This window comes from uncultured Clostridium sp., assembly GCF_947072515.1.
In the GTDB taxonomy this organism is placed as follows: Bacteria; Bacillota; Clostridia; order Clostridiales; family Clostridiaceae; genus Clostridium.
The window spans coordinates 27,337-43,498 of sequence record NZ_CAMTIG010000005.1 but is presented as its reverse complement, the minus strand read 5'-3'; the positions used below and the strand labels follow the sequence as shown (position 1 = coordinate 43,498).

16 protein-coding genes are annotated in these 16,162 nt (G+C 27.3%); 13 read left to right on the top strand and 3 right to left on the bottom strand.

The window, feature by feature from the left end:
- Position 1 precedes the first annotated feature (1 nt).
- A complete protein-coding gene (locus Q0W06_RS03200) occupies positions 2 to 1,513 on the top strand; it encodes a cobyric acid synthase (protein ID WP_297631313.1) in 1,512 nt (503 codons plus the stop codon).
- Between the two features lie 82 nt (positions 1,514 to 1,595).
- Here Q0W06_RS03200 and Q0W06_RS03195 read toward each other — a convergent pair whose 3' ends face one another.
- Positions 1,596 to 1,970 (bottom strand): hypothetical protein, encoded by a 375-nt coding sequence (locus tag Q0W06_RS03195; protein WP_297631311.1) that lies wholly within the window; start codon positions 1,968 to 1,970, stop codon positions 1,596 to 1,598.
- Between the two features lie 204 nt (positions 1,971 to 2,174).
- On the opposite strand from Q0W06_RS03195, the gene Q0W06_RS03190 reads away from it, so the two are divergent.
- The 7 genes from Q0W06_RS03190 (at position 2,175) to Q0W06_RS03160 (ending at position 10,618) form a co-directional block, all read left to right on the top strand.
- A complete protein-coding gene (locus tag Q0W06_RS03190; RefSeq protein ID WP_297631309.1) occupies positions 2,175 to 2,783 on the top strand; it encodes a DedA family protein in 609 nt (202 codons plus the stop codon).
- Positions 2,784 to 2,824: 41 nt separating this feature from the next.
- Complete coding sequence (locus Q0W06_RS03185; protein WP_297631308.1) at positions 2,825 to 3,118, top strand: ATP-dependent Clp protease adaptor ClpS; 294 nt, start codon at positions 2,825 to 2,827, stop codon at positions 3,116 to 3,118.
- A gap of 4 nt (positions 3,119 to 3,122) precedes the next feature.
- Entirely contained in the window at positions 3,123 to 5,324 is a 2,202-nt protein-coding gene (locus Q0W06_RS03180; RefSeq protein WP_297631306.1) for an AAA family ATPase, read from the top strand.
- A gap of 156 nt (positions 5,325 to 5,480) precedes the next feature.
- Positions 5,481 to 7,055, top strand: a complete 1,575-nt coding sequence (locus tag Q0W06_RS03175; RefSeq protein WP_297631304.1) for an ABC transporter substrate-binding protein — start codon at positions 5,481 to 5,483, stop codon at positions 7,053 to 7,055.
- A 69-nt stretch (positions 7,056 to 7,124) separates the two neighbouring features.
- Positions 7,125 to 8,078 (top strand): ABC transporter permease, encoded by a 954-nt coding sequence (locus Q0W06_RS03170; protein ID WP_297631301.1) that lies wholly within the window; start codon positions 7,125 to 7,127, stop codon positions 8,076 to 8,078.
- On the top strand, positions 8,078 to 8,890 hold the full coding sequence (locus tag Q0W06_RS03165) for an ABC transporter permease (protein ID WP_297631298.1): 813 nt from the start codon (positions 8,078 to 8,080) through the stop codon (positions 8,888 to 8,890). The genes Q0W06_RS03170 and Q0W06_RS03165 overlap by 1 nt, the downstream gene beginning before the upstream one ends.
- A 3-nt stretch (positions 8,891 to 8,893) precedes the next feature.
- Positions 8,894 to 10,618: an ABC transporter ATP-binding protein gene (locus Q0W06_RS03160; protein ID WP_297631295.1), complete on the top strand. Its 1,725-nt coding sequence runs from the start codon at positions 8,894 to 8,896 to the stop codon at positions 10,616 to 10,618.
- Between the two features lie 33 nt (positions 10,619 to 10,651).
- Here Q0W06_RS03160 and Q0W06_RS03155 read toward each other — a convergent pair whose 3' ends face one another.
- Entirely contained in the window at positions 10,652 to 10,891 is a 240-nt protein-coding gene (locus Q0W06_RS03155; protein WP_297631293.1) for a hypothetical protein, read from the bottom strand.
- A gap of 184 nt (positions 10,892 to 11,075) precedes the next feature.
- Between Q0W06_RS03155 and Q0W06_RS03150 the strand changes: the two genes are divergently transcribed.
- The 5 genes from Q0W06_RS03150 (at position 11,076) to Q0W06_RS03130 (ending at position 14,376) form a co-directional block, all read left to right on the top strand.
- On the top strand, positions 11,076 to 11,900 hold the full coding sequence (locus Q0W06_RS03150; protein WP_297631290.1) for a pyridoxamine kinase: 825 nt from the start codon (positions 11,076 to 11,078) through the stop codon (positions 11,898 to 11,900).
- Positions 11,893 to 12,399, top strand: a complete 507-nt coding sequence (locus Q0W06_RS03145; RefSeq protein ID WP_297631287.1) for a TIGR04002 family protein — start codon at positions 11,893 to 11,895, stop codon at positions 12,397 to 12,399. The genes Q0W06_RS03150 and Q0W06_RS03145 overlap by 8 nt, the downstream gene beginning before the upstream one ends.
- A gap of 69 nt (positions 12,400 to 12,468) precedes the next feature.
- Positions 12,469 to 12,591: a hypothetical protein gene (locus Q0W06_RS03140; protein ID WP_297631285.1), complete on the top strand. Its 123-nt coding sequence runs from the start codon at positions 12,469 to 12,471 to the stop codon at positions 12,589 to 12,591.
- Positions 12,592 to 12,721: 130 nt separating this feature from the next.
- A complete protein-coding gene (locus Q0W06_RS03135) occupies positions 12,722 to 13,255 on the top strand; it encodes a hypothetical protein (RefSeq protein ID WP_297631282.1) in 534 nt (177 codons plus the stop codon).
- 86 nt (positions 13,256 to 13,341) lie between these two features.
- Positions 13,342 to 14,376 (top strand): DUF6398 domain-containing protein, encoded by a 1,035-nt coding sequence (locus tag Q0W06_RS03130; protein ID WP_297631280.1) that lies wholly within the window; start codon positions 13,342 to 13,344, stop codon positions 14,374 to 14,376.
- A 33-nt stretch (positions 14,377 to 14,409) separates the two neighbouring features.
- Here Q0W06_RS03130 and Q0W06_RS03125 read toward each other — a convergent pair whose 3' ends face one another.
- On the bottom strand, positions 14,410 to 16,101 hold the full coding sequence (locus Q0W06_RS03125) for an MFS transporter (protein WP_297631278.1): 1,692 nt from the start codon (positions 16,099 to 16,101) through the stop codon (positions 14,410 to 14,412).
- Positions 16,102 to 16,162: the final 61 nt, after the last annotated feature.

The window sequence follows — 16,162 nt, the reverse complement described above, 5'->3', positions numbered from 1 at the left end:
TATGTTGAACAATAAGATAGCAATACTTGGTATAAAAGATGGAGTAGGAAAAACTTTAATAAGCATATGCATAGGAAAGCTTTTAAAAGAAAGAAATATAGAAGCAACATCTTTTAAACCTTTAGAAATAACAAATAAAATAACTGAAATTTCAGAAAAACAGTATATAGGATATATGGAAAAGTTAAAATTAGATGCTTTAAATAAAGAGGCTTCAATAGATAACAATCCAATAGTAATACAAAATTTAAAAAATAAAACAAAGGTCTTTGTTAAAGGTTCTGACTATGCGAAAGCAGAAGCATTTAATTACAAAGATGTAAAAAAAGATTTCGAAGAGTTTATGTATTCTAGTTTTGAAGAAATAAGTAAAAGTGAAGAGTATATATTAATAGAAGGAACAGGAGAATGCCTAGAATACGTTGATAGAGAAGAAGAGTTTTTAAACTTTAATTTTGCGAAAAATGTAAATGCAGATATTGTATTAGTAAGTGATTATCTAGATAATAATTCTTTTGCTAATATTTATGGAACACTATCTCTTATTACAAAAGAAGATAGAAAAAGAATAAAGGGTATAATAATAAATGGATATAATGGAGATATGGACTACTTAAAAAGAGGACTTGCAAAGCTTGAGAAAAGATTGAAAATTCCATTTTTAGGTGTTATGCCAGAGATAAATACAGATATATTAACAGAAGAGGATTATGGGAAACAATATAGATTTGATAAAAAGAGAGATTTAATAATTGGAGTAGTTAAATTTCCAGGAATTTCTCATGTATCAGATTTTTATCCTTTTGAAGATGAAAAAGAAGTTAAGATGCTTTTAATAGAAACAGCAGAACAAATGGAGTTAGCAGATTTTATAGTTGTTCCAGGAAGTAAAAATACATTAAGAGATTTGGAATACATGAAAGAAAAAGGACTAGAAGAAGGAATATTAAAGGCTGTAGAAAATGGGAAAACTGTAATGGGGATTTGTGGTGGAATGCAAATGCTTGGATCGACAGTTGAAGATTTATATAGTATAGATAATAAGGGAACTAAATTAAAAGGATTAGATTTATTACCATTAAAGACTACATATACATTTGTTAATAAGACGACTATTGCAAAGGGAAATGTGTGTAATATGCTAAATAACCTTAAAGAGCTATCAGGAAGTCCATTATATGGATATGAGAGTATTGAAGGTGAAACAGAAATGCTAAGCGAATGTGAAGCATTTATGATAGACAAGATGAATAATATTATTGGATTTTCTAATAAAGAGGGAAATGTATTTGGAACATATATGCATGGAGTTTTTGAAAGTAAAGAATTTAGACGTAAGCTTTTAAAAATATTAAAAGCGAGACACGGTGTTGTAACAAGTAATAAAAAGTTAGAAGAAAAATCTTTTAGTGAATATAAAGAAAAGAGATTTGTAGATTTTTATGATATTTTTAAAGAAAATATAAATATAGACAAGCTAAATAAAATTTTAAATGGGGAACAAATACAATAAACTCCATATAAAATAAAAGGCTAGATAAAAATAAGCTAATAAGAAGTATTAAAATTAGCTTTATTTTATCTAGCTTAATTTTTTATAATGCTAACAAAGTATTATGGAAGTTATCGGAAATTCCAAGCCATTCTCTAAACTCGAGTAATTGAATATTAGAATTACCAGACATTTCTTCAAGAGCTTTCTCTACTTTTTCTATGTGGTTAATTATTATGTGGTAGTTATTATAAACGTTTTCTTTTCCTGAAATATGAGTCTTTAACACATCTAAATAAACAAATGTAAGTAAAAAATCTTCAGAAAAAAAATCTTTTTTTATTGTGAAACCTAAATTTTCTATAGATTCTGATATTAAATCATCTAAAGAAAAATTTTCAGTTATAAGAGTATTAAAAATAGTTCTTTCTATAATATTACTGCTATTTTTAATTTTTTTTAAATTATCAATTCCCATAAATAATGCACCCCTTTAAGTCTATCTTTTAGTTTTTCATAAGTGTATACTTCTTAACATAATATAATATTCTTCAAAAAAATATAAAATCCTCCTAAAAAAGGAAAATAAATTTAATTTTAAATAATAATTAGAGAAAAGAATAATTATTAAAATATAGAATATTATTAAATATAAAAATAAGGAATATAGTGGAGAAGAATAATGATTAAAGAAATGCTGAATCTATTAACTCTTTTCTTTAGCAATTTAGGTGTAGTGGGGATATTTTTAATTGTAGCGCTAGAGTATACGGCATTTCCAATAGCAAGTGAATTACTTTTACCTTTTATAGGAGTTATGATTTATATTGGTATTTTTTCATATTTAGAAGTAATAGTATTTAGTATATTAGGAGCACTAATAGGTTCAAGTATTGCTTATTTAATTGGTTATTATGGAAGAGAGGCTATATTTTCATTATCAAATATAAGGATAACAGGAGTAAAAAATATTATTATTGAATTAGACAAATGGTTTTTAAAATATGGAAAGGTAGCATTAGTAGTATGTAGAGTAATACCTATGACAAGAAATTTTATATCAATAGCAGCAGGAATTCAGAAAGTGAAATATTCAATATTTCTCCTATACTCTTTTTTAGGAATAACAATATGGAATACAAGCTTAATTCTTATTGGATATTTTTTAAGTGAAAATATAGACTCTATAGAAAATGCACTTTTAAAATGCTATGGACTAGCTTATATATCGTTAATACTAACAATGATATATTTTTTTATTAAGAAAAAAAGTAAACCTAATAGGAAGTGATATAGTATAATACTATATATACATTTTAGGAGGAGTTAGAAGTGGAAGAGAAGATAGAAACTATAGAGAAGATAAAATTTAAAAGACCCAAAAAATATAATGCAATAATGTATAATGATGATTTTACGACAATGGAGTTTGTTATCTTTATATTGATGGATATATTTAAAAAACCTGAAGTTGAAGCAAATAAAATAATGAGAGATGTTCATAATAAAGGTAAAGGGGTTGCAGGGACATATAGTTATGATATTGCAATGAGTAAGGTAGGTCTTGCATTACAGATAGCAAAGAGAGAAGATTTCCCATTTAAAATGACAGTAGAAGAGGTTTAATATTATGAATTTAGATAAAATAGTTAATGATATAATTTTAAAGGTGTTTTTAATTGGAAAAGAAAAAAAATATGAATATATAACACCAGAGATGCTTCTTTTAGTAATATTAGAAGATGAAAAAATAAAGAAATTATTAAAAGAAAAAAATTTAAATATTGAAGAAATAAAAAGTGAACTAGAAGAATATATAGAAGAAAACGCTATAATTATAGAAGATGAGAATCCGAATGAAAGTTATCAATTTAATAAATTGATTTCTTATGCAGCATCAATAGCTATAAGTAGTGGAAATGAAACTATTAAGTTTGAACATATTATTGCAAGTTTCTATAATCTAGAGGAATCATTTGCTAAATATATATTAGAAAAAAATGAAATAAAAAGAGTAGAGCTTTTAGAAACATTTTTAGATGAATATGTAGAAAGTGAAGAGGAAGAAAATCTAGAAGAAATAGATTATAGTGATTCAAAAAAAGAAAAGAAAAGATATATAGATAAATATGCAGAAGAACTAACATTAAAAGCAAAAGAAGGAAAGCTAGATCCTGTAATAGGACGAGAAGAAGAAATAGAAAGAACAATTCAAGTGTTATTACGAAGAAATAAAAATAATCCTATTCATATTGGAGAAGCAGGAGTTGGAAAAACTTCAATTGTTAGAGCGGTTGCAAATTTAATTAATGAAGGAAAGGTTCCTGAAAAATTAAAGAATTCTAAGATATTTTCATTAGATATTGGAGGAATGATAGCAGGAGCTAAATACAGAGGAGACTTTGAAGAGAGAATAAAATCTGTATTGAAAGATGTAGAAAAATATGAAAATCCAATAGTATATATAGATGAAATTCATACGATAGTGGGTGCAGGAGCATTAGGAAATAATTCATTAGATGCATCTAATATATTTAAGCCATATCTTCAAGAAGGAAATGTTAGATTTATTGGATCAACTACTTATGATGAGTACAAAAAGAATTTTGACAAGGATAAAGCTCTTCAAAGAAGATTTCAAACTATAGAAATAAAAGAACCAACTGAAGAGGAAACATTCCTTATATTAACTGGATTAAAAGAAAAATTTGAAAGTTATCATGATGTAGAATATACAGATAGAGCGTTAAAAGAAGCAATAACCTTAACAAATAAATATATAAATGACAGATTTTTACCAGATAAAGCAATAGATATTATAGATGAAGCAGGTGCTTTTGTTGCAATGAAAGGACTAAATCATATAATTGATAAAAAAGAAATTGAAGATACAGTTGCAAAAATTGTGAGCATCCCAAAAGAAATAGTTGAAAAAGATGAATTAACTAAAGTTAAAGAATTAAAAGGTTTATTAAAGAAAAAAATATTTGGGCAAGATAATGCCATAGATAAGCTTTGCAGAGCAATAAACATGTCTAAAGCAGGACTTAAAGATGAAAACAAACCAGTAGCATCTTTCCTATTTGTAGGGCAAACAGGAGTAGGAAAAACAGAAATAGCAAAAGCATTAAGTGAAGAAATGAATTTAAAGCTATTAAGATTTGATATGAGTGAATATGGTGAAAAACACTCAGCAGCTAAACTTATAGGAACACCTCCAGGTTATGTAGGATATGAGGATGGTGGTCTTTTAACTGATGCAATTTATAAAAATCCAAATGCAATTTTATTATTAGATGAAATTGAAAAGGCTCATAGTGATGTTTTTGATACAATGCTTCAAGTTATGGACTATGGAACACTTACAGACAATAAGGGAAGGCGTGTAAGCTTTAGAAATGTAATTATTGTAATGACATCTAATGCAGGTGCTAGAGAGATAGGAAAGCCTTTAGTAGGATTTTTAGAAAGAGAAGTAAAAGGGGAGAATGTATTCGAGGAAGTTAAGAAGATATTTTCACCAGAATTTAGAAATAGATTAGATAGCGTAATTAAGTTTAATCCAATAAATGAAGAGATAGGAAAACTTATAGCTAAAAAAGAACTATTTAAATTAGAAGAAAAAGCTAAAAAAAGAAATATCCAAATAGTGATGTGTTATGATAGCTTAATAGAAGGAATTCTAAAGGAAGCTAAAATAAAAGAATTTGGTGGAAGAGATATAGTAAAAGTTATTGAACGTGAAATAAAGCCAAACTTAGCAGAGAGAATATTATTTGGAGAAAAAGAAGAAATAAATCTTTATTATAAAGATAAATTTATAGTAGAATAAGAAAAAGCTATTAGCACCTTAAAGGCAAGGTTGTTAATAGCTTTTTATATTTGTAAGATTTTTTTATTTATGTAATATAGAGTTTATGCATTATTCAAATATAATTCATAAATTTGAATTATAATTACCTAGGATTAGCAGAAAGCGGAGGAAGATATGAATAAAAAAAAAATTACAAAAATAGTAGGCGGAATAATTATTTTAGGTATTATAATTGGAGGTGGATATGCGATAAATGCACATGCACATTCAAAAAATGACAATAAGTCATTGGTATTATCACTTTCATCAACACCACCTACAATGAATCCATTATATGCGAACTCAAGTAGTTCATTAATGGTTACAGATGTTTTATACGAACCACTTTATACATTAGATTCAAAGGGAGGAATAGATTACAATGGGCTTGCAGAGAAAGTAACACATTCAAAAGATTGTAAAACTTATACTGTAACATTAAAATCAAATTTAAAATGGTCAGACGGACAACCATTGACAGCTAATGATTTAGTATTTACATTTAATAAAATAATGAATCCAAAAAATAATGCATTAGTAATGCAAACATTTATGATAAATAATAAACCAGTAGAAATTAAAGAAATAAATTCTACGACTGTACAATTTACATTACCGGCTCCATCATTAGGTTTTGTTGGAGATTTATCACAACTATATCCAATTCCAGAGCATATTTATAAGGATGTAACAAATTTACAAACAGCAGAAGAAAATAAAAATCCAGTTGGAGATGGACCATATAAGTTCCAAAGTGAAGAAGCTGGAAATGAAGTAACACTTGTACAAAATCCATATTTCTTTGGTAAAAAAGCAAATATAGATAAAGTTGTATTTAGAGTAATACCAAATGGAAACTCAGGTGACGCAGCTTTAGAGTCAGGACAACTTTCAGCAGCATTTGGATCAAATAAATTATTAAGTAATAAAAAAGTAACTTCTAAATATAATGTAGAAACAATGAGTTCAGGATTAGTAAATAGTGTGGTATTCAACTTTGAAAATAAAGCACTTCAAAATTTAAAAGTAAGACAAGCGATTAGTTATGCTTTAAATAAGAATGCTTTAACAAAAGCTGAATATGGAGATAGCAAATATGTACAAGAAGGAAATTCAGTATTTGCACCAGGAACACAATATTATACAAATGATGTAACTAATTATAGCTACAATGTAGATAAAGCAAAAGAACTTATGAAAGAATCAGGAGAAAAGAATATTACTCTTAGACTTTCATATGCAGCTGGATTCCAATGGGCTCAAAATCAAGCTTTAATAATAAAACAAGATTTAGGTCAAATAGGAATAAATGTAGAATTAGAACCAATAGAATTAAATGCGTTCTTTAAAGAAATATTTACACCAAATAATAAAAATTACGATTTAGCTATAAATGGTTATAATATGGGAACTACACCAGATGGATACAGCATATTATTTACTACAGATGGAGCTAACAATGCTTCAAACTTCAATGATAAAGAAATAAATGAATTATTTGCAAAAGCACAAAGTGCACAAACAGAAAGTGAAAGAAAACAACTTTATACAGAAATTCAACAAAAATTATCAGAGGAAGCACCTCTTTATGTAATGAATTATCCAGAAGATATAGTTTTAGTATCTAAGGATTTAGAAGGTATAAAGGAAGCAGGATTACAACCTATTTCAATGTTCAACAATCTAGGTGCATTATCTTATAAAAATTAAATAAAATAAAAAAAACTGGGTTATATACCCAGTTTTTATTTAATACAAAAGAAGAAAGGAGAGGTAAAAATGGTAAAGTATATAATTAAGAGAATAATACAAATTATTCCCATGTTATTTGCTATATCAATAATTTGTTTCTTTATTATAAAAATGGCTCCAGGAAGTCCCATTAAGATGTATGAAAGACCAGGAATGAACTATCATCAAGTAGAAATTATAAGACATAATTTAGGGTTAGATAAACCGATAATAGTTCAATATTTCTATTGGCTTAAGAATGTATTAAAAGGGAATCTTGGATATTCACTTATTTCTGGAAGTAAAGTTATAGATGAGATAGGGATACGACTAATACCCAGTTTAATCTTAAGTATTATATCAATAATATTAACATTTTTATTTGGAATAATATTAGGAATAATTGGAGGGAAAAATAAAGGAAATAAAAAAGGAAAAATAATAGATATTTTATCAAGTATAAGTATTGCAACACCATCATTTTTAATAGCATTGATACTTATAATAATATTTACAGTAGAGCTTAATTTACTTCCTAATATAGGAATGTATGATGTGGGAGATAAAAGTATATTAGGGCTTATAGTTCATTTGATAATGCCAGTTACAGCAATGGTATTAAGTGATATAGGTGGAATAATTCAATATGTAAAAGGATATGTAGAAATAGAAATGGAAAAAGACTATGTAAAAACATCTTTAGGAAGAGGATTGTCAAAAGAAAAAGTATTTTACAAACATGTCTTAAAAAATAGTATACTTCCTGTCATAACATTAATTGGGATGAGTTTACCAAATGTAGTTATGGGATCTGTAGTTATAGAGCAAATATTTGCATGGCCAGGAGTAGGAAGACTTGCATATAATGCGGCAACAGGATTTGACTATCCAACTATTATGGCAATTACAATGTTTGGTTCTATATTGCTTATATTAGGAAATTTAATTTCGGATATATTATATTTTATAGTAGACCCAAGAATTAAAGGAGGTCTAAAATAATGAAGGAAATTTTACTTAAAATAAAAAAAGATAAAATAGGTTTAGTTAGTATAATATTCCTAATTACTTTAACGCTTCTTTCTATATTTGCATTTTTATCACCTTATAAGGTTAATGGTATAAATATGAATGATATTTTTTTAAGTCCAACTTTAAAACATCCTTTTGGAACAGATTCATTAGGAAGAGATTATTTAACAAGAATATTATATGGAGCAAGAATAACTATATTAATAGGAATTGTTGTAGGAGTAGTGTCTACTTTATTAGGAACTATTGTAGGCTCTGTAAGTGGATACATAGGTGGAAAAACGGATAATATAATTATGAGAATATTAGAGATACTAATGAGTGTGCCAAGCTTCTTTATATTATTAGCATTAAGTGTAATACTAAAGTCTAGCCTTATAGAAATTCTATTAGTTTTATCTATATTTTCATGGATGGGTACAGCTAGATTGATCAGAGGAGAAGTCTTGAAAATAAAGAATATGGAATATGTGCAGTTTGCAAAGCTTCAAGGAATAAATGCAGTCAAAATAATAAGAAAATATATAATAAGAAATATATTAAATACAATTATTGTATCAGGAACAATGACAGCTGCAAGTGCTATTTTAACTGAAGCAATGTTAAGTTTCCTAGGACTAGGTTTAAAACCACCAATAGCATCTTTAGGAAGTATGTTAAATGCTGGTGAGCAAAATATTATGACATATCCATATTTAGTAGTTTTCCCAAGTATATTTTTAATTTTGATAATATTGAGTTTCAATTTTATAGGAAAAGCTATTTTAAGAAAGGAGGAATAGAAAGTGGATATAATAGAATATAAAAATTACTCTTTATCATTTGGAGAAACAGAAATATTAAAAAATATTAATTTCAAAGTTAAAGAAAATTCAATTATTGGAATAATCGGTGAATCAGGGTCAGGAAAAACTGTAACAGGTATGAGCTTAGTAGGGTTGTTACAAAATAAAAAACAAAGTGGAGAAATATTATTTAAAGGAAAGAATGTAATAGATTATACAGAAGAAGAAAAAGAAAAAATCAGAGGAAAAGAAATTGGAATAGTATTTCAAGATCCACTTTCATCATTAGATCCTTTATATAAAGTAGAAGATGCATTAATTGAGGCATTAATAAAAGATAAAAGTATAAATAAGATAGAAGCGAAAAAATTAGCATTAGATATGCTAACTAAAGTAGGAATAAGTGATGGAGAAGAAGTATTAAAAATGTATCCTCATCAGTTATCAGGTGGAATGAGACAAAGAATTTTAATTGGAGCATCTCTTTTATTGAATCCAGAGGTATTAATTGCCGATGAGATAACAACCGCATTAGATGTAACTATACAAGCACAGATTTTAGAGCTTATAAAAAAAATAAAGAAAGAAAAAAATATGACTGTAGTAATTATTACTCATGATTTAGGGGTTTGTGCTGAAATATGTGATTATATAGTAGTTATGAAAGATGGTAAAGTCATAGAAACAGGAGATGTTTTTTCTATTTTTGAAAATCCAAAAGAGAAATATACAAAAGAACTTTTAGAGATAAATAAGGAAAACTACATAGAAGAAAACACTATTTTAGAAGAAGATATAGTTTTAGCAGGAAAAAAATTAACTAAGGAATTCTTTGAAACAAAAGGATTATTTAATAAGAAGAAAGATGGATTAAAAGCAGTTGATGATATAAGTTTTAAGCTACTTAAAGGAGAAACTTTAGGTATAGTGGGAGAATCAGGTTCAGGAAAATCTACATTAGGAAAGCTTATAGTCAGACTTTTAGAGTGTGATAGTGGAGAAATAATATTACATAAAGAAAATTTTTCAAAAGTTAAAGGGAAAGAACTAAAAAAACTTAGATCTAAAATTCAAATGGTGTTTCAAGACCCATATAGTTCATTGAATCCTACTATGAATATAAAAGAAATAATGCTTGAAGGTATTATACAAAATAAAATTTATGAAAAAAAAATAGCAGAAGAGAAAATAATAGAACTTTTAAATATATGTGGATTGAGAAAAGAAGATTTATATAAATATCCAAGAGAGTTTTCAGGGGGACAATGTCAAAGAATATGTATTGCAAGAGCGTTATCTCTAAAGCCAGAAATTATAGTTTTAGATGAAGCAATTTCATCTCTAGATATTAAAACAAGAAATAGTATAATTCAATTATTAAAGAAAATACAAAGGGAATATAAAACATCTTATATATTTATATCACATGATTTAGAATGGATTAGAAAAATAAGTCATAGAATAATGATTATGTATTTAGGTAGTGTAATGGAAGAAGGAGAAAGGGAAAAAATTTATAATAATCCGAAACATCCATACACTAAGTCTTTAATGAATTCAATACCAGTAAAAAATCCAAAAGATAGAAGAAGTAGAGAGTTATTAGAAGGAGAAATACCATCAGGAAGAAATTTACCTAAAGGATGTAAATTTTATACAAGATGCAAAGAGCGAAAAGATATTTGTAAAAATGAAAAACCAAAATTTTGTTTCCTATATGAATAAAAAAATGGAGCTTTTTAAACTCCATTTTTTTATTTAATAATTTTCACCGCAAGAAGCGATATTTTCTCTTTTATCAGAGCTACAAGGTGTAACTGCATATGTAATTTTACAATGTGGGCAATCTTGAACTAAAGTAGTCATTTCAAAACTCTTTCCACAAGAACATTCAATAGTATGAACAACCTTTGTAGGCATAGCCTCAAATCCTTTACTTCTAACTAAATCACAGATTTTTTTCCCATCACCATTTGTATTTCCGCATCCACAAGCCATTAAATAAACCTCCTTAAGTAAAAGTAATTTTCTTTTACTTTCTATTTTTATTATAGTATATATTAAAACAAAAAATATTTCTGTAACAAATGATACAGAAAATGTATCGGTACTTTTAAAAAAAGTACCTTAATGTGTTAATATCTAATATATTGAAATAAAAATAAAACTTTAGGGGGATGTTATGAAAAATAATATAGCGATTATAAACGATATTTCAGGAGTTGGGAAATGCTCACTTATGGTATCAATACCGATTTTTTCGCATTTTGAAATTGAAGCAAATCCAATAATAACAGCAATTTTATCAAATCAAACTGCTTATGAAAAATTTTACTTTTTTGATTTTACACCATATATGCAAGATTACATAAATGTATGGGAAAATGAGGGAAGAAAATTTAAAGGAATATATAGTGGTTTTTTAGGTTCGGAAAAATCAATTGAGATAATAGAGGGATTTATAAAAAATCACAAGGACTCATTTGTGGTAATAGATCCAGTCATGGGGGATAACAATAAGATTTATACTACTTATACAAAAGAAATGTGTGAAAAAATAAAGGCATTAATAAAATATGCAGATGTAGTAACACCTAATTTAACTGAAGCTAAGATATTAACAAATACAGACCTAGATGTGATAGTAGATGAGAGTGTTGGTAAGAATCTAGCAAAAAAAATAGCTGAGGCAGGTCCTAAATATGTAGTTTTAACAGGAATAATATATGAAAATAAAATAAAAAACTTAGCTTATGATAAGGAAAACAATGAATTTTACATAGTAGAAGAAGAATATTATCCATATTCATTTAGTGGAACAGGAGATATTTTTACATCTATTTTAACGGCAACAATGCTTAAAGGGGAAAATATATTTAAAGCTTTAGAATTAGCTACAAAATTTATAAAAGAAGCAATTGTAGATAGTATAGAGCATGGAGTAACAAATACAAAAGAAGGAATAAATTTTGAAAGAGTTTTAAAAGGGGTTAAGATAAGTGAGTAAAAAAAGTAATCTATTATCAAAGGTGGGACTTTTTGCAGCATTAATAACAATAGTGACTGTATATATAATGCACATTCCAAATGGATATGGTGGATATATACATTTAGGAGATGTAGTTATATATATATGTGCAATAATACTTCCAACTAAGTATGCTATGTTAGCAGCAGCTATTGGAGGAGGATTTGCAGATCTATTATCAAATGCACCTATGTATATAATTCCAACGATAATAATAAAATCCTTATTAGTAATTTGCTTTACAAATAAAGGAGATAAAATATTAAATAAAAGAAATATTATTGCACCTTTAATATGTATTTTTATAACAAGTATTGGATATACAATAGCAAATGTAATTATTACAGGTAGTATTGAAGTTGCAATAACAGTTATAATTTTAGATTGTATCCAGCCTATTGCAAGTGGAATTATTTTTTATATAGTTGCATTTGCTTTAGATAGAGTGAAACTAAAAGAAAAAATAGGGGTAATATAAGAAAAATTTACAAGGAATAAAAAGAAGGACTTTACCTTAAAATATATATAGAGAAGGGAGTGAAGTCTTATGACAAAGAAAAATAAAACTTACGAAGAAAATTTAGAAGAGCAAAAAGTAAAAAGCTACAAAAAGAAATATAATAATGAAAACACATACTTAGAAAAAACAGGTACTTTAAGAAAAAGTTAGAGTAAGAGTAAAAGCCTATTAATGAATTACATTCAATTCATTAATAGGCTTTTTATTATATGCAATAAAATCATCACTTCTTTTATCATATAAAGGGGTAAAGAGAAATATAAATTAGTGAGGTGATTATATGTTAGAAAAATATAAAGGATATCTTACTAAGAAAAATACAATGTTGATAGGGGTAATAATCATATGTATGATACTTATACTATATGTAGCCTTAAATATAATATTTCCAAGTGAACAATTGAATACAGCGGAAAAAGCAGCAGCTAGAAATACAATAAGAGGTTTCATAACAGAAATGTCTAAAAAGGATAAAAAGGACATTAAAAAATATATGGTAGATGGATGGGGAGAAAAGCAAGCTACAAATATATTTTTAGGAGCAAAGGAGTTAGAAAGTTTAGAGATAATAGAAATTAAAAATGATGGATATTCTCAGTATTGTGAGAAGTATGTTAAAAATCGAAATAAAAAAGGTATAGAATTAACAGGGGATAAGTATGCTTCATTTAGTGTAGATTTACTTCATAAATATAAGAAAGGATCAAAATATAAAGATGAAACTAAAAAGATAGTTTTCCTTCTAGAAAAAAATAAAGGAGACTGGAAGATAATAACTTTAGGAACAGGTGGAATGATTGATTACTTAATTTAACTAGTGAAAAATTTTAGATTTTAGGGTATAATATCATAATGTAGTTTAATTTTAGAGTTAAACCAATAAAACATTAGGAGGCATAAATGGTTAAGGATTTAAACATACCCGTAGATTTAGAAGTTAAAGTAAAAGATATTACTGATATGTTAGTAGAGTTTGGAACTAAAGTTTTAGATGATTTATATAATGAGAAGTTTTTAAGATTAACTGAAGCTGTTGCAAATTGTGAAAACTTAGCTTTAAATAGAGGAAAAACTGGCACTTGGGCTGCTGGAATAGCACATTCAATATTTTTCATAAACGATACCTTATCTAAAAAAGGTATACATATGGATGAACTTGCAGATTTTTTCTCAGTGTCTGAAAGCACTATAGGAACAAAGTCACGTGAAATAAGAAAAGCACTTAATATACAAAAAGATAATAGTGAATGGAAAATTAGTGAAGAAGATACTAAAGAAGTTAAGAATGATGACTCGAAAGAAATATTAGTAGTAGATAAATTCAATAAAGCATTAGAAGATGAAAACATAGAAAATGGAGCTAAAGAAATAGAAGCTTGCTTAAATATGTTAAAAGAAAGTTTAGGAAGCGAATATTTTAAAGATAATAATGGTAATATTGGAGTATCTGCTGAAGGCGATTTCTTTTTATCAGTACAAGCAACTCTTTCAGCTTATGTTTTTGCATTAGGTGATTTTAGAAGAAGTTTTGAACTAGAAAAAGAACTTTTAGAGTTTAATGAAGCAGATACTAAAAATGTTAGACATTCTCTAATTTTTAGAGCTTTATTGGTTAAAGAATATGATTATGTAAAAGAATTATTTGAAAAGTTTAAAGAAGATGATTCTGTATTCTTTAAATATGCAAGAGTACTATATAGCCTTGCACTTGGAGATAGACAGGGAGCAAGAAAATGGCTTAAAAAAGCAACAAAACATAACTTCAAAGTTATTGAATGTCTATATGGTGGAGAACAAGCATGTGAGGGAGAAATCCTTTATTATGAAAAAGGTAGTATAGAAGAAGCTACTTTATGTATGGAATTTAGTTTGCCACTTTGGAATGATAAGAAAGTTGCAAATTGGATAGTAACAGCAATAAAGAAAATAAAGTAAAAAAAATGAGTACCAATTGGTACTCATTTTTTTTTATTCTTCAGTGCTAGATATTTTCTTTGGTAAAGTTAATGCTATTATAAATGCAATAACAGCGATTATTGTTAATGTTAAGAACATTTTAGAAAATCCAGCATTCATAGTTTTTTGATATGTGCTTTCTATTGTTAAACGTAATCTGTCTATAGATGTCATATAGTTCATTTTCATATTGACTATGGTATTTGTTCTTTCATGAAGAGGAACACCACGTAAGCTTTCTGCAAGCTTAGGAGCAATAGCATTAAATTGGTTTGACACAAAATTCTTTACTGTTTCAAAAATAGTTGTAACATTAGCATTTTGGAAAGCATTGACCATAGCTGAACTATGAAGTCCAGAAGTCATTGCTCCAGCACCAGGTACTTTAGGTAATATACCCATAAGGTTTGTTCCTACATTTGAACCAGCAGCTGAAATAAATCCAACTAAAAGGTTTGGTGACAATGCAACTCCTAAAGATCTTATTAAAGAAAGAGTTGATTGAGCAGATCCTATTTCTTCTTTTGGAACAGAAGATTGAATAACATAATTTAATGGAGTTCCCATTGTAAATCCAACTCCAAGGCCCATAAAAGCTAATCCAATAACAAGAGGTACTGTATTTAAAGTTGCAGTAACTACTAAAGCTAATAAAAGTGTTCCTATAATAGTTGAAATAAATCCAAATATAAGAACAAGCTTTGGAGAGAACTTATCAATAAGTTTTCCACCGAAAGGTGCAGCAAAACCAGAGAATAGTGCCATTAATGTTACGAAATATCCACCAGAACCAAGTTTTAATCTAAGTACATTACTACAGAATTGAGGTAAGAATACTACTACCATAAGTCCTGCACCAACTAAAAATGCAATTATAAATACAGAAACTAAAGAACGTTTCTTAAAGTATTTTAAGTTTATAACTGGATCCTCAGCTCTTGATTCTACAAATAGAAGGATTGGGAATAGAACTACTGCAGCTATTAAATAAGGGAAGCATTTTGTTGATAAAAAGCTTGCTTTTAAATTTACAAAATTTAAATTTGTAATAAATAGCATAAGAGTAACTATAAATAATCCAGAAACTACACTACCTGTAATATCAAGTTTCTTCTTAGGTGATTCAAATTTTTCAACTTTAGTTGCTAATAATACAATAAATACCATTATACAAATTGGGATATTTATAAAGAATAGTAAATCCCAATGTGTTCCACCAAAAGTATCTAATATGAAAGAACCAAGAGATGGTCCAATTAAAGTAGCAATACCATTGATTCCACCAACCATTCCAAGAGCCATACCTCTTTTTTCCGGTGGGAAACTCATTCCGATATAGGCTGTTGCAATAGGGATAACTCCACCTCCACCGATAGCTTCGATAGCTCTAGAGATTAATAAGAAGTGAAAACTTCCGTAAAAATTTGAAATACCACATAAAAATGAACCTACTCCAAATAATAATATACTTACTGTGAACATAGTTTTTAATCCAAATTTATCAGCAAGCTTTCCACTTATTGGCATTGATACAGCGTAAATAAGTGAGTATAAAGTTATGATCCATATACTAGCGTCTGCTGATATATGTAAAGTGTTCCCCATAATAGTACGAGCAGGGGAAATGATTGCAGTGTCTAAAGATCCCATGAAAATACCAAGTAAAAACATGATTAATAAAACCTTAGAACTTTTTTTACTCATATAAAATTCCTCCTTTGATTATAATATTTTGTATGTTATAAATAAAAATTATTCATAGAAT

Coding starts and splice junctions, on each gene's coding strand:
- Q0W06_RS03190 (WP_297631309.1), top strand. CDS start 2,175: ATGATTAAAGAAATGCTGAATCTATTAACTCTTTTCTTTAGCAATTTA.
- Q0W06_RS03175 (WP_297631304.1), top strand. CDS start 5,481: ATGAATAAAAAAAAAATTACAAAAATAGTAGGCGGAATAATTATTTTA.
- Q0W06_RS03155 (WP_297631293.1), bottom strand. CDS start 10,891: ATGGCTTGTGGATGCGGAAATACAAATGGTGATGGGAAAAAAATCTGT.
- Q0W06_RS03180 (WP_297631306.1), top strand. CDS start 3,123: ATGAATTTAGATAAAATAGTTAATGATATAATTTTAAAGGTGTTTTTA.
- Q0W06_RS03125 (WP_297631278.1), bottom strand. CDS start 16,101: ATGAGTAAAAAAAGTTCTAAGGTTTTATTAATCATGTTTTTACTTGGT.
- Q0W06_RS03200 (WP_297631313.1), top strand. CDS start 2: ATGTTGAACAATAAGATAGCAATACTTGGTATAAAAGATGGAGTAGGA.
- Q0W06_RS03195 (WP_297631311.1), bottom strand. CDS start 1,970: ATGGGAATTGATAATTTAAAAAAAATTAAAAATAGCAGTAATATTATA.
- Q0W06_RS03140 (WP_297631285.1), top strand. CDS start 12,469: ATGACAAAGAAAAATAAAACTTACGAAGAAAATTTAGAAGAGCAAAAA.
- Q0W06_RS03150 (WP_297631290.1), top strand. CDS start 11,076: ATGAAAAATAATATAGCGATTATAAACGATATTTCAGGAGTTGGGAAA.
- Q0W06_RS03170 (WP_297631301.1), top strand. CDS start 7,125: ATGGTAAAGTATATAATTAAGAGAATAATACAAATTATTCCCATGTTA.
- Q0W06_RS03165 (WP_297631298.1), top strand. CDS start 8,078: ATGAAGGAAATTTTACTTAAAATAAAAAAAGATAAAATAGGTTTAGTT.
- Q0W06_RS03130 (WP_297631280.1), top strand. CDS start 13,342: ATGGTTAAGGATTTAAACATACCCGTAGATTTAGAAGTTAAAGTAAAA.
- Q0W06_RS03135 (WP_297631282.1), top strand. CDS start 12,722: ATGTTAGAAAAATATAAAGGATATCTTACTAAGAAAAATACAATGTTG.